The 13,268-nt window shown below is 61.5% G+C and carries 12 protein-coding genes; 3 read left to right on the top strand and 9 right to left on the bottom strand.

Annotated features, from left to right (window positions below):
- Positions 1-105: 105 nt before the first annotated feature.
- The 7 genes from ILFOPFJJ_RS21930 to tpiA form a co-directional block, all read right to left on the bottom strand.
- The gene (locus ILFOPFJJ_RS21930; protein WP_136504430.1) at positions 106-426 is read right to left on the bottom strand and encodes an FtsB family cell division protein; all 321 of its coding nucleotides are present in this window, start codon (positions 424-426) and stop codon (positions 106-108) included.
- Positions 427-708: 282 nt separating this feature from the next.
- Entirely contained in the window at positions 709-1,983 is a 1,275-nt protein-coding gene (gene eno, locus ILFOPFJJ_RS21925; RefSeq protein WP_173512680.1) for a phosphopyruvate hydratase, read from the bottom strand.
- A gap of 135 nt (positions 1,984-2,118) precedes the next feature.
- Positions 2,119-2,961 carry a 3-deoxy-8-phosphooctulonate synthase gene (gene kdsA, locus ILFOPFJJ_RS21920; RefSeq protein ID WP_173512679.1) on the bottom strand — a complete coding sequence of 281 codons (843 nt, stop codon included), beginning with the start codon at positions 2,959-2,961 and terminating at the stop codon, positions 2,119-2,121.
- Complete coding sequence (locus tag ILFOPFJJ_RS21915) at positions 2,961-3,851, bottom strand: VOC family protein (RefSeq protein ID WP_173512678.1); 891 nt, start codon at positions 3,849-3,851, stop codon at positions 2,961-2,963. The genes kdsA and ILFOPFJJ_RS21915 overlap by 1 nt, the downstream gene beginning before the upstream one ends.
- 187 nt (positions 3,852-4,038) lie before the next feature.
- Entirely contained in the window at positions 4,039-5,676 is a 1,638-nt protein-coding gene (gene pyrG / locus ILFOPFJJ_RS21910; protein WP_312032735.1) for a CTP synthase, read from the bottom strand.
- Positions 5,677-5,813: 137 nt separating this feature from the next.
- Entirely contained in the window at positions 5,814-6,287 is a 474-nt protein-coding gene (secG, locus tag ILFOPFJJ_RS21905) for a preprotein translocase subunit SecG (protein WP_173512676.1), read from the bottom strand.
- Between the two features lie 129 nt (positions 6,288-6,416).
- Positions 6,417-7,187, bottom strand: a complete 771-nt coding sequence (gene tpiA / locus ILFOPFJJ_RS21900) for a triose-phosphate isomerase (protein WP_173512675.1) — start codon at positions 7,185-7,187, stop codon at positions 6,417-6,419.
- A 276-nt stretch (positions 7,188-7,463) separates the two neighbouring features.
- Between tpiA and ILFOPFJJ_RS21895 the strand changes: the two genes are divergently transcribed.
- Together ILFOPFJJ_RS21895 and ILFOPFJJ_RS21890 are read left to right on the top strand one after the other, a co-directional pair.
- Entirely contained in the window at positions 7,464-8,090 is a 627-nt protein-coding gene (locus ILFOPFJJ_RS21895) for a cytochrome b (protein ID WP_173512674.1), read from the top strand.
- A 3-nt stretch (positions 8,091-8,093) separates the two neighbouring features.
- Positions 8,094-8,687 (top strand): YceI family protein, encoded by a 594-nt coding sequence (locus tag ILFOPFJJ_RS21890; protein ID WP_173512673.1) that lies wholly within the window; start codon positions 8,094-8,096, stop codon positions 8,685-8,687.
- Positions 8,688-8,701: 14 nt separating this feature from the next.
- Here ILFOPFJJ_RS21890 and ILFOPFJJ_RS21885 read toward each other — a convergent pair whose 3' ends face one another.
- Positions 8,702-10,018 carry an FAD-binding oxidoreductase gene (locus ILFOPFJJ_RS21885; protein ID WP_173512672.1) on the bottom strand — a complete coding sequence of 439 codons (1,317 nt, stop codon included), beginning with the start codon at positions 10,016-10,018 and terminating at the stop codon, positions 8,702-8,704.
- Positions 10,019-10,047: 29 nt separating this feature from the next.
- A complete protein-coding gene (locus tag ILFOPFJJ_RS21880) occupies positions 10,048-10,977 on the bottom strand; it encodes an alpha/beta hydrolase (protein ID WP_173512671.1) in 930 nt (309 codons plus the stop codon).
- 211 nt (positions 10,978-11,188) lie between these two features.
- Here ILFOPFJJ_RS21880 and parE point away from each other — a divergent pair, with 211 nt between their 5' ends.
- Complete coding sequence (gene parE / locus ILFOPFJJ_RS21875; RefSeq protein ID WP_173512670.1) at positions 11,189-13,252, top strand: DNA topoisomerase IV subunit B; 2,064 nt, start codon at positions 11,189-11,191, stop codon at positions 13,250-13,252.
- Positions 13,253-13,268: the final 16 nt, after the last annotated feature.

The following is a 13,268-nucleotide window of genomic DNA, read 5'->3' as shown; positions in this document are numbered from 1 at the left end:
TACCATAGGGAAAGAAGAGCGACACAGCAATGCCATATTTGCATGGCTATTATTCTGAGTAATTATTTGATTTTTATAGAGAATTTCCAATTAACTCAATTTAGGTTAATTCTGCCCGCGATGAAAAATAACAATCTCATCGCTCCGCGACATGTTGAGCGCGAGGCGAGCCTTCTCATCCAGCATATCTCGTTCCAGCGAACCGTCGCTCATCAGCTCGACCTCCTTTTCGAGGATTTTTCGCTGATGGGTCAGTTCATCCAATCGGGCTTGCCGCACGGCGATCTGTCGGTCGAACTCCTCTGTCGCTCTCAGGCCGTATCCTCCGTGGATCGAATGATAGCCGAAATAGGAAAGAAACGCGACCGCCATGAGCGGCACCACCAGCCGCCCCAATCTCCGTTTCTTGTGATGTCGTGTCCACATGATCCATGCCCTGATACGCAATACAAGACGAGACTAACGTCGATTGATTAACCGACCGTTGACCATGAATGGCAGGAAAAACGAAACCCGCCTGCCGTGAGGCAGACGGGTCGAAATTAACAGATCGCGAAGTTTGGCGCGGGATTCGCCCTCACCGTGCCCTCCCCGCGAATGCAGGAAGAGGGAACTTCGGCCGCCGAGCTATCCGCTTGTCCCTTCTCCCCGCCTGCGGGGAAAAGGTGCCGGCAGGCGGATCAGGGGCGGCGTCGGGGCCGGACTTATTTAACCCCGCAGGATCGAGCGGCCGGCGTATTTGGCCTGCAGACCAAGCTGCTCTTCGATGCGGATCAGTTGGTTGTACTTCGCAAGCCGGTCGGAGCGCGCGAGCGAGCCGGTCTTGATCTGCCCGCAATTGGTGGCGACCGCGAGATCGGCGATCGTCGCGTCCTCGGTTTCGCCGGAACGGTGCGACATAACGGCGGTGTAGCGGGCCTTGTGGGCCGTCTCGACCGCATCGAGCGTTTCTGAGAGCGAGCCGATCTGGTTGACCTTGACGAGGATCGAGTTGGCGACACCCATCTTAATGCCGTCGCGCAGTCGAGCCGAGTTGGTGACGAAGAGATCGTCGCCGACGAGCTGGACCTTGGAGCCGATCTTGTCCGTCAGCGCCTTCCAGCCATCCCAGTCGTCCTCGGCCATACCGTCCTCGATCGAGATGATCGGGTACTTGGCAGCGAGTTCGGCGAGGTATTCCGCCATGGCGCCGGGCTCCAGCGTGCGACCCTCACCTTCGAGCACGTACTTGCCGTCCTTGAAGAATTCCGTCGAAGCGCAGTCGAGCGCGACATACATGTCCTCGCCCGGCTTGTAGCCAGCCTTCTCGATCGACTTCATGATAAAGTCGAGCGCCGCGGGGGCGGAAGCCAGGCCCGGCGCGAAGCCACCCTCGTCGCCGACATTGGTGTTGTGGCCGTCGGCAGCTAGCTGCTTCTTCAGCGTGTGGAAGACTTCCGAGCCCATGCGCACGGCGTCCTTCAGCGTTTCCGCGCCGACCGGCATGATCATGAATTCCTGGAAATCGATCGGGTTGTCAGCATGCGCACCGCCATTGATGATGTTCATCATCGGAACCGGCAGGAGATGCGCGTTCGGACCGCCGACATAGCGGTAGAGCGGCAGGCCGGCCGCTTCCGCCGCGGCCTTTGCAACCGCCAACGAAACGCCGAGAATGGCATTGGCGCCGAGGCGCGACTTGTTCGCCGTGCCGTCGAGCTCGATCATGGTCCTGTCGATCTGGATCTGGTTTTCGGCGTCGAGGCCCCCGATCGCTTCGAAGATCTCTCCGTTGACCGCGTCGACGGCGCGCTCGACGCCCTTGCCGAGATAGCGAGTACCGCCGTCGCGCAGCTCGACCGCTTCGTGGGCACCGGTCGAGGCGCCCGAGGGAACAGCGGCCCGGCCGAAACTACCGTCTTCGAGATGAACGTCGACCTCGACGGTCGGGTTGCCGCGGCTGTCCAGAATTTCGCGGCCGATGATATCGATGATTGCAGTCATGATCTCTTCCCTGGTTAGGACGACGGTGTGGTCGGGCCTGTCTTAATTCATGGCCTCGAAATTACAATGGCGCGAAGGATGCAAATGCCGAAGCGCCATTGCGGTTCATGAAAATTTCACGAAGGCCAGGGCAGCTCAGGCCTTGGCAATCGCGTCGAAGGCAAGCAGCTTTTCAAGAAGCCGCGGCATGTCCTTCAGGTGCACCATATTGGGGCCATCCGAAGGCGCGTTGTCTGGATCTTCGTGCGTCTCGATGAAGAGGCCGGCGACGCCGACAGCAACAGCGGCGCGCGCCAAGGTTTCAACGAACTCGCGCTGGCCGCCGGTGGAGCCGCCCTGTCCGCCCGGCTGCTGCACGGAATGCGTGGCGTCAAAGATCACCGGCGCACCCAGCGCGGCCATGATCGGCAGCGAACGCATGTCGGAAACCAGTGTGTTGTAACCGAAGGAGGCGCCACGCTCACACAGAAGAACATTCGGATTGCCGCTCATCGTGAACTTGGCGAGCACGTTCTTCATATCCCAGGGCGCGAGGAACTGGCCCTTCTTGACGTTGATCGCGCGCCCGGTCTTGGCGGCCGCGACGAGCAGGTCGGTCTGGCGCGACAGAAAGGCCGGGATCTGCAGGATGTCGACCGTCTCCGCGACGATCGCGCATTGCTCTTCGGTGTGAATGTCGGTCAGCACCGGAAAGCCGAACTCCTTCTTGAGGTCCGCGAAAATATCCAGCGCATTGTCGAGGCCGATGCCGCGCTTGCCGGAGAGCGAGGTGCGGTTCGCCTTGTCGAAGGAAGACTTGTAGACGAGGCCGAGCCCCAGCGACTTGCAAAGCTCGACGAGCTTTCCGGCCATCATGAAGGCATGATCGCGGCTCTCCATCTGGCAGGGGCCAGCGATCAACGCCAGCCGCTCCTTCTGCGAAAAGACCACCTGGCCGGCACCCTCGCCGACGACAACCCTGGCATTCGTTTCCATCATCACACTCCAAATGCGAAAATCACCCCTTGCCCCGGCGCTTCCGGGACAATGAGACGTCCGCCCATTTCTGCAAATTCGATATCGTTCTTGGCAAAGAGCGCGCGCGTCGCTTCGAGGTCAGCGACACGAAACACGACGGCGCGCCCTCGCAGGCCGCGCTCGGCACTGCGGACGGAACGGCCGAAAAAGGCCTCCATTCCGGCAGCGTTGAGCACCGAAAGCTTGGCATTGCCCGTTTGAATGTCCATGCCGAAGGAGTGGGCCGAAACCTCGCGGTCATCGACGCCTTCCTGCAGCAGATACTGGAAGTCGGTGGGATTTGGCTCCGACAACACCACCTCGGCAATGCCGAGCACACCGTTCTCATGACGGTGAAGGGCGGTCTGCTCGACCGGCAGCGCGCGAATGCGCTGACAACTGAAGAGGAAGAAATCCGGGGAACGCAGATCCGCGGCAAATGCCAGCCGGAAGGAGCCGAGGCCTTCACGGCCGTCCGGCAACCGCATCGGCCGCGAGAATTCCAGCATGTCGCCGCCAGAAACGCCACTCGCGCGGAAACGCATGTGATCGGTCGCGGCATCGGAGGTTCCGACAACGATCGCCGACATCCCTTCCGGGCCTTGACGGAAGCGGAATGCCTGGTCACGGGCGACAAAGACGTTGCCGGCGAGCGCCGCGGCCTCGCACTCCTCGCGCGAGGCGATGGCAAGCGGTTCCAGATAGGTGTTATCGGCGAAGAAGACGCACGCATTCTCCGTGCCGAAGGGATGGCGCGCATCGTCGGCAACCACAAAGCCGAGATCGCTCAAGCGCCGTCTCGCCTGCGCAAGCTCGGCCACCGGCAGCACGAGATGATCGAGCGGGCGGGTGGTGCGCTTGGATAAGCTCATGGCGTGTTCCCTGATGGCCGGTTCGTCGCTGTTTGCAACTTTTGCCGGCCGATTGCAAGCATGGCCCGATCAGACGGACGCTGGACGATGGAGGATTTGGCGGCGACGCACCATGCCGCCCGAAAAACGGAAGCGGCCGGTCCGTGATGGCCGGCCGCAAAAGAAACGACAGTCTGAGAAGGCCCCGTTAGACGAGGCGCGATTGCTCCAGCGCCGCCTCGATGAAACTCGCGAAAAGCGGGTGCGGATCGAGCGGCCGAGACTTCAGTTCCGGGTGGTACTGAACGCCGATGAACCAGGGATGGTCCTGGTACTCGACCGTTTCAGGCAAAACGCCGTCCGGCGACATGCCGGAGAAGACCAGGCCACAGGATTCCAGCCGCTCCTTATAATCGTTGTTGACCTCGTAGCGGTGACGATGGCGCTCGGAAATGTCGGTCGAGCCGTAGATGTCGGCAATCTTGGTGTTCTGCTTGAGGGCCGCGCGATAGGCGCCAAGGCGCATGGTGCCGCCAAGATCGCCGGAGGCGGAGCGCTTTTCAAGTTCGTTGCCCTTCACCCACTCGGTCATCAACCCGACCACAGGCTCCTTGGTCGGGCCGAATTCGGTCGAAGAGGCCTTCTCGATGCCAGCGAGGTTGCGGGCAGCCTCGACGACGGCCATCTGCATGCCGAAGCAGATGCCGAAATAGGGAACCTTCCGTTCCCGCGCAAAGCGGGCAGCATTGATCTTGCCTTCGGAACCGCGCTCGCCGAAACCGCCGGGAACGAGAATGCCGTGGACCTTCTCAAGCCAGGGCGCCGGATCCTCCTTCTCGAAGATTTCCGATTCGATCCATTCGAGCTTGACCTTGACGCGGTTGGCGATGCCACCGTGGTAGAGCGCTTCGATCAGCGACTTATAGGCGTCCTTGAGGCCGGTATACTTGCCGACGATGGCAATCGTCACTTCACCTTCCGGTGTGCGGATACGATGGGCAACGTCTTCCCAGGCTTCCATGCGTGGCTTTGGCGCCGGCTCGATACCGAAGGCGGCCAGGACCTCGTTGTCGAGGCCCTCCTTGTGATAGGCGATCGGCACGTCATAGATCGAGGCGACATCGAGTGCCTGGATGACGGCGGACTGGCGGACATTGCAGAAGAGCGACAGCTTGCGGCGCTCCGCTTCCGGGATCTCGCGATCGGCGCGAACGAGCAGGATATCGGGATGGATACCGAGCGCCTGCAGTTCCTTGACCGAATGCTGCGTCGGCTTGGTCTTCAGCTCACCGGCTGCGGGGATATAGGGCATCAGCGTCAGGTGAACGTAGACAGCGGTGCCGCGCGGCAGGTCGTTGCCGAGCTGGCGGATCGCCTCCATGAAGGGCATCGCTTCGATGTCGCCGACGGTGCCGCCGATCTCGCAGATGACGAAATCGTAATCGTCATTGCCCTCGGTGACGAAATTCTTGATTTCGTTGGTGACGTGCGGGATCACCTGGACCGTCGCACCGAGATAGTCGCCGCGCCGCTCCTTATCGATGATGTTCTTGTAGATCCGACCCGTCGTGATGTTGTCGGTCTTCGTCGCCGAGCGCCCCGTGAAGCGTTCGTAGTGACCGAGATCGAGATCGGTTTCCGCCCCGTCGTCGGTGACGAACACCTCACCGTGCTGTGTCGGGCTCATCGTGCCCGGATCGACATTGAGATAGGGGTCAAGCTTGCGCAGTCTCACCCGATAGCCACGCGCCTGCAGAAGCGCTCCGAGAGCGGCTGCAGCGATGCCTTTTCCGAGGGAGGAAACCACGCCGCCAGTGATGAATACATATCGCGCCATGGGAGTCACCGGATACCTTTTCACAAATGATTCCGCCACCGAAAAATTCGTTTTCTGGAATTTTTCCGTCTTCGAAGGGGCAGATTTCACACAAAACAAAACCGGCGGATGAAACATCCGCCGGTGGGTTCTTCTGATTTGCGACCTTACTGGCCGCTCGGAACTTGCGATCCCGTATTGCCGTTGGCCGGCGTTTCGGTCGAGGGTGCGGCACCTGCGGGTGCCTGACCCGTGGCGGGCGCACCGCCGGCCGGCGCAGCGTTGTTGGTGCCGTTGCCGGCAGGCGGCTGCTGGGCGTTTCCGCCAGCCGGAGGAGTCTCACCGCCGCCGAGCGAGTCGAGCACGCCACCGCCGCTCGAGCTCGTGCCCGGGATGCGATCGAGAATGTCGGTCGCCTGCGGCTCGTAGCGGGAGAGAATGCCCATCGCGAGCGCCAGACCGAAGAAGAGGAAGGCGAGAACGGCTGTCGTGCGGGTCAGCGCGTTGGCCGTACCGCGGGCGGACATGAAGCCCGAGCCACCGCCGATGCCGAGACCGCCACCTTCGGAACGCTGAATGAGGACGACGCCGATGAGGGCGACGACGACCATGAGATAGATGACGAGTAGTACGGTCTGCATCAGCTTCCAGTCCTGCCCTCTTGGGCACACGAATCAAACCCGGCGCGAAACACATGGCCGGGCGCAAGTTGGCGCCTCTTTATACCAAGCCGCCGGCTATTCCAACCCCCCGCCCGCGCGGAGGAACAATCAGGCTGTCAATTCTTTATATGCCCCGTAGATGGCGAGGAAGTCTTCCGCTTTCAAGCTTGCGCCGCCGATCAGGGCACCGTCCACGTTTGCGACGCCCATCAGTTCCTTGGCATTCCCGGGCTTGACGGAGCCGCCATAGAGAATGCGCATCTTGCCGCCTGCAGCCGCGAAGCGCGAGACCAGTTCGCTGCGCATGAAAGCATGCGCCTCCTCTACGTCCGATGCTGTCGGTGTGAGGCCGGTGCCGATCGCCCAGACAGGCTCGTAGGCAATCACCGTGTTCTCCGCGGTCGCGCCATCCGGCAGGCTTTCTACGAGCTGGCGCTTCAGGACATCGAGCGTCTTGCCGCCCTTGCGCTCATCGCCGGTTTCGCCGATGCAGACGATGGCAACGAGGCCGGCGGCATGAGCGGCTTCCGTCTTGGCGCGCACCAGCGCGTCACTCTCGGCGTGGTCGGTGCGGCGTTCGGAATGACCGACGATGACATGGGTGCCGAAGCAGTCGGCGATCATCTCGGCCGAGACGTCTCCCGTGTGGGCGCCGGACTGTTTCTGGTGGCAATCCTGCCCGCCGATCATCAGTGGACTGTCGTCGCAAAGGGCGGTGGCGACGTAGAGCAATGTTGCCGGCGGGCAGATCAGCGTTTCCACCTTTTCGGACAGACCGCCCTTGACGCCCTCGGCCATCGCCTTGATCTGGTCGAGCGAGGCACGTGTTCCATTCATCTTCCAGTTTCCGGCAACGAGCGGGCGGATATCGGGCGTCATGAAATTCCTCCGGGTCGGGTCTCTTTTCCGGCTAGCGGCCTAGCAAATCGCGGGGGCAAAAAAAAGCGCTTCGTCCGGAATAATCCGGTACTGCCGACGATCCCGCACCCGGCCGGAGACATATTCTCTGCTGCCCCGAAGTGTTCGGCGCGCCTTTGCCGCACTGTCGCGAACCGATTTTGCGGCATCGCCAACGAATAAAAACGGGGCGTCATGCGTCTCATGCGGTGCACCGGCCGGCAGAAAGAATTGCGACCTGGATGCCCGGAGGTTGCGATGTTGCGCAACAGCGAGACCCGATTCGGATTGGTGACAATCGTGCTGCATTGGACGATTGGATTGCTGATCCTCGGGTTGCTTTTGCTCGGCTTCATCATGCGACGCACCGGGATCGATCCGGCGCTACAGTTCGCGCTCTATCAATGGCACAAATCGTTCGGCTTCGCCGCGCTCGGGCTTGCCCTCATCCGTGCGATCTGGTGGCTCGTCGAACGAACCCCATCGCCGCCCGCGAGCGTCAGCCCGCTCGAACGCAAGGCCGCTCGCCTGACACATGACACTCTGATCGTCCTTGCGATCGTCGTGCCGTTTGCCGGTTGGGCGGTCGCCTCTGCGTCGACGCTGAACATTCCGAGCTTCTTTTTCAACATGATCGTCATTCCGCATCTGCCGCTGGCGAGATCGGAGACTTCGGAAAATTTCTGGACCTTCGCCCATGCGCTGCTTGCCTATGTGACGCTGGCCCTAGTCGCGATCCACGCTGCTGCGGCGCTCTTCCACCATTTCAAGCGAGGTGACGAGGTGCTTACACGAATGCTCCGCCCGGGAGTTCGCCCAGTTGGCGCGGGCTCGGGCGGCACCAGCGCGCGAAAGCGCGACGACGCGGCTGTAGAGAGGAAATGATCGATGACGGTTACGATCAATTCGGCGGTAAAAGCGACGGTGTACATCGCCTTCATATTCTCAACATCAGCGGCAAACGCCCAGGCACCGGCACTTGCGGACGCCGCCGGAAGCTACCGTATCGCCAGTTCTTCGAGCATCCGGTTCAGCGTTGGGCAGGTTGGCGGCGGTGGCGGCATCGCCGGCAGATTCGCCAAGTTCTCCGGCGGCTTCCGTATCGATGGCGGCAATATCGAGCGCTCCTCCGTCGAGTTCACGCTTTACCCGGAAAGCGTGAGGGCGAGCGAGCGGCGGGTGGAGGATTTCCTGCGTTCCAGTGCTGTTTTCGATGCGGCAAACTTTCAAACCGTGACCTTCCGTTCGACCCGCGTCAGGCAAACGGGGCCTGCCACTGCAACGATCGAAGGTGCGCTGACGGCACGCGGCAAGACACGCAAGGAGCGCTTTGCGGTTACGCTCATCGATTGGAACAGGCGCTCGATCTCCTTCACCATCCGTGGCAGCATCCGCCGTTCACCCTATGGCATGGACGTCGGCACGCCGATCTATTCCAATGTGGTCGAGTTCGACATGAGAATAATCGGGCAAAGGAGATGAAGGCCGCCCTGCCCTTATCTTTTCAAGGCCAGTGCGGTGCGCCGCCAGAAGTCAGAAACCATAGCCGGATCGCGCAGCTTTTCGAGTCTTTCCCATGAGGGGAACGACGCTTCGAAGATTTCCGGGCTCATGCGAGTGTCGTTGCATGGATTTACAGAGCCTCCAGCGTCCATGACGATGCGGTCGAGGGCATCCAGTAACTTCGCCGTTGCGTCACCCTGATCGGCAAAATCCAAAGTCAAAGCAAAACCCGGCCGTGCGAAGGAAAGAAGGCCGCGAGGGACAATGTCGCCAAAGCGCCTTAGCACCGTCTGAACGGAAGCATGCCCGGCGCGGCGCGCCGTCTCCAATAGTCGCGCGGTGATCTCCGGTGCATTCTCGGTGGGATAGACGCTTTGATGCTGGCACGGTCCTCTCGGACCATAGAGCCGATTCCAGTCGCCGATCGCATCCTGCGGATAGAAGTAGGAGGTCCATTTCATCGTCGAAACGGTCTCGACGGCCCTTTCCCGACGAAAGCGGTATTCGTTCAGAGTTCTCAGTGTAATCGTGTTCAGGGGATTGAACGGCAGGGAGAAGGGTACGGGAAACCGCGATTTCTTGGGAATGTCCGGGAATTCGCAGGATCCATCCGCATGATCGCCGGCTAGAAAGACGCCCCGGCCCATCCGGCGCCCGGTCGCAAGCTGATCGATCCAGGCGATGGAGTATTCATGTTCTTCATCGATGCGCTCGGCGAGAGCGAAATATTCATCGAGATTGCCGAAGCGGATTGCATGCTGCTGGACATGCGGCGACGGCACCTTCATCAGCCGAAGATCGACGGTTAGGATCAGTCCCGTCAGCCCCATGCCGCCAATCGTGGCGGCAAAGAGTTCGGCGTTTTCGTTCACTGAACAAACCAAACGCTCGCCGTTGGACCGCAACAGGGTCAGGCGTTGGACGTGATTGCCGAAGGTGCCGCGGGCATGATGATTCTTGCCATGCACGTCCGTGGCGACGGCACCGGCGACCGTCGCAAATGCGGTGCCGGGCGTGACTGGCGGGAAGAAGCGGTGGGGGATCGCCCGAAGAAGGATGTCGTGGAGCGTGACGCCGCCTTCGCAGGAGATCAGGCCCGTTCCCGGATCGAATGCCAGGATGCGGTTGTGCCTCGCGCTGTCGATAAGAGTTCCGCGATTGTTGCGGCAGCAGTCACCGTAGCTGAGGCCGTTGCCGAACGGCAGGTATGCCATCGGTTCAATCGAGCCAACCTGATCCTCATAGTCGTCCGGAGACACGGCCCGGCGCGGCCAGTCCTCGATACGTCCCGAACGTTCGAACGCGTTCATCTTTGTTGCGGTCCGCTTCAAGACGTCCTCTACCGGCTGGCAATCCAATTCAGGGCGTCTCGCCAGTCGGTCATCCGAACCGGTGTACCATGCGAACCTGTCTCGAACAGCACGAAACGCGCCGGATAATCTCTGGCTCTGAGTGTGCGATAGAGCGCCACCTGATCCTCGGCGCGATAGACACTGTCGCGGCTGCCGTGGCTGAAAAACACCGGCAGCCTGGCCCTATAGGCGGCGCTTCCCACAAATTCCGGATCGGTCGCGCCACCCATGACCATCATGCCGCCGAGCGCCGCCACTGCCGTCTGTTCGCGAGCGACGCCCCAGCAGATGAAGCTCCCCATCGAAGCACAGGAAAGCACGACGGGCCGGCCGCCGGAGCGCTCGGCGGCGAAGCGGATCAATGCCGAGATATCGTCGACGCCCGCCGCATCGAAGGACCGCACGCTTGGAGCATAATAGGTGCCGCCATTGGCAAAGGCGAGATTCTTGAGGCGGTTGAAATTGCCGCCGAAGGAAAAATCGTTTGCACCGAGACGCCGGTCGCCGCCGCGACCATGGATGAAGATCACCGTAAATGCGGCACCGCGATCCGGACCGACGCGCATGACATTGAGCGAGCGTCCGCCAAGGTTGAGTGTCTCGTTGACCTGCGCGCTTTTGACCCCAAGGGAAACGTAGGCCCGCTTGACACGCCTTTCCGGAATCTGGTCGCGCTCGTTGATATCGCGCAGTTCCTGGTAGTCGACGACGCGGAAATCACCACCGTCGGTCTCTTCGAGCACATTGCGATAACCGAACAGTTCGTCCCTGTATGGCTTCAGGGGCGCTGCCTCGGCGGCGAGACCGACAAGAAGAAGGCTCGGGAAGAGAAGCCCTGCCATCAGGCGCCGGACGGAAAAAACAGTTGTGGACATGAACAGCCGACGGGCTCCCTCGTTCGGTACATGCCTTGCCATCGCCATGTCGGCAAAGCAACACTGAAGCAGACAGCCCAAGCTCTTACGGTATTCTGCCTGTCCGAGATACCGAAATTCGCCTTTTGTTCGCGCTTGGCGCAAGACTCTGGCAGAATTCGGGTGATTCGCGCGACACAACGATGGCGGCAGCGTCCAGCTCTTGCTATGGGCCTCTGCTAAGCCAGACGACAGGAACGATCTGAACGACCCCATGGACGACAGCAGCGATCTCTTTTCAGCAATGCCCCCGCAGCCGAAGCCGGCGGCAGCCAACGCGCCTTCGCGCAAGCCGGCACCGCCCACGGCCAGCGAAGAACCGCGCCCTGCCCCGAAGACCAGCGACGGCAGCGACTACGACGCCTCGGCGATCGAAGTGCTCGAGGGGCTGGAGCCTGTGCGCCGCCGTCCGGGCATGTATATCGGCGGCACGGACGAGAAGGCGCTGCATCATCTCTTCGCCGAGGTCATCGACAACTCGATGGACGAAGCGGTCGCAGGGCATGCGAATTTCATCGAAGTGAGCCTCGACGCCGACGGCTTCCTTACCGTAACGGACAATGGCCGTGGCATCCCGGTCGAAAACCATCCGAAATTCCCCAACAAGTCGACGCTTGAAGTGGTGATGACGGTGCTGCACGCCGGCGGCAAGTTCGACGGCAAGGCCTACGAAACCTCCGGCGGTCTGCACGGCGTCGGCGTTTCCGTCGTCAACGCACTGTCGGACTCGCTCGAGGTCGAGGTCGCGCGCAACAAGAAACTCTACCGCCAGCGCTTTTCGCGCGGGATCCCGCAGGGCGGCCTCGAGGAACTCGGCGATGTCCACAACCGCCGCGGCACCAGGGTGCGCTTCCATCCGGATCCGCAGATCTTCGGCCCTCACGCGCATTTCGAGCCGGCACGGCTTTTCCGCATGGCCCGCTCGAAGGCCTATCTTTTCGGCGGCGTCGAAATCCGCTGGTCCTGCGATCCATCGCTGCTGCCGGAAGGTTCGGAGATCCCGGACAGGGCCGTCTTCCATTTCCCGGGCGGCCTCAAGGACTATCTCGCGGCAACACTCGGCAAGGAATTCACCGTCACGCGTGAGATCTTTGCCGGCAAATCGGAAAAGTCCGGCGGCCACGGATCGCTCGAATGGGCCGTCACCTGGTACGGCGGCGACCAGCAGGTTCACTCCTATTGCAACACGATCCCGACCCCGGAAGGCGGAACGCATGAGGCGGGCTTCCGCATTGCGCTCACCAAGGGGCTCAAGAACTATGCGGAGCTGACCCAGAACAAGCGCGCGGCGATCATCACTACCGACGACGTGATGATCTCGGCGGCCGGCATGCTCTCGGTCTTCATCCGCGAGCCGGAATTCGTCGGCCAGACCAAGGACAAGCTGGCGACCGTCGAGGCACAGCGCATCGTCGAAAACGCCCTGCGCGATCCTTTCGACCACTACCTCGCCGACAATCCGGCGGAAGCCGCAAAGCTTCTCGACTGGGTGGTCGAGCGCGCCGAAGAGCGTGTTCGCCGGCGCAAGGAAAAGGAAGTCAACCGCAAGACGGCGGTGCGCAAGCTGCGTCTGCCGGGCAAACTCGCCGACTGCTCGCAGAACACGGCTGAAGGTGCCGAACTCTTCATCGTCGAGGGCGACTCGGCAGGCGGGTCGGCGAAGCAGGCACGTAACCGCGCGAACCAGGCCATCCTGCCGCTGCGCGGCAAGATCCTGAACGTCGCCAGCGCGGGGCGCGAAAAGCTCAGCGCCAACCAGCAGATCGCCGATCTGATCCAGGCGCTCGGCTGCGGCACGCGGTCGAAATATCGCGAAGAGGACCTGCGCTACGAGCGCGTCATCATCATGACCGACGCCGACGTCGACGGAGCCCACATCGCGTCACTGCTCATCACCTTCTTCTATCAGGAGATGCCGGAACTCATCCGCGGCGGTCATCTCTACCTCGCGGTCCCCCCGCTCTATCGCCTCAGTCAAGGCTCGAAGACGTTCTATGCGCGCGACGATGCGCATCGCGAGGAGCTGATGCGCACGGAGTTCAACGGCCGCGGCAAGGTTGAAATCGGGCGGTTCAAGGGTCTCGGCGAGATGTTGCCGGCACAGCTCAAGGAAACGACCATGAATCCGGCAAACCGGACGCTGCTCAAGGTCGAGATCGACGACGTCGATTTCGAGGGTACGCGCGAGGCCGTCGACAATCTGATGGGAACCAAGGCCGACGCCCGTTTCCGCTTCATCCAGGAACGCGCGGTTTTCGCCGACAACCTGGACATCTGAGCGGAAGGGCGACGCG

The organism is Sinorhizobium psoraleae (assembly GCF_013283645.1).
Taxonomy (GTDB): Bacteria; Pseudomonadota; Alphaproteobacteria; order Rhizobiales; family Rhizobiaceae; genus Sinorhizobium; species Sinorhizobium psoraleae.
The sequence above is the reverse complement of the archived record's forward strand: the minus strand, read 5'-3'. Positions and strand labels throughout refer to the sequence as shown.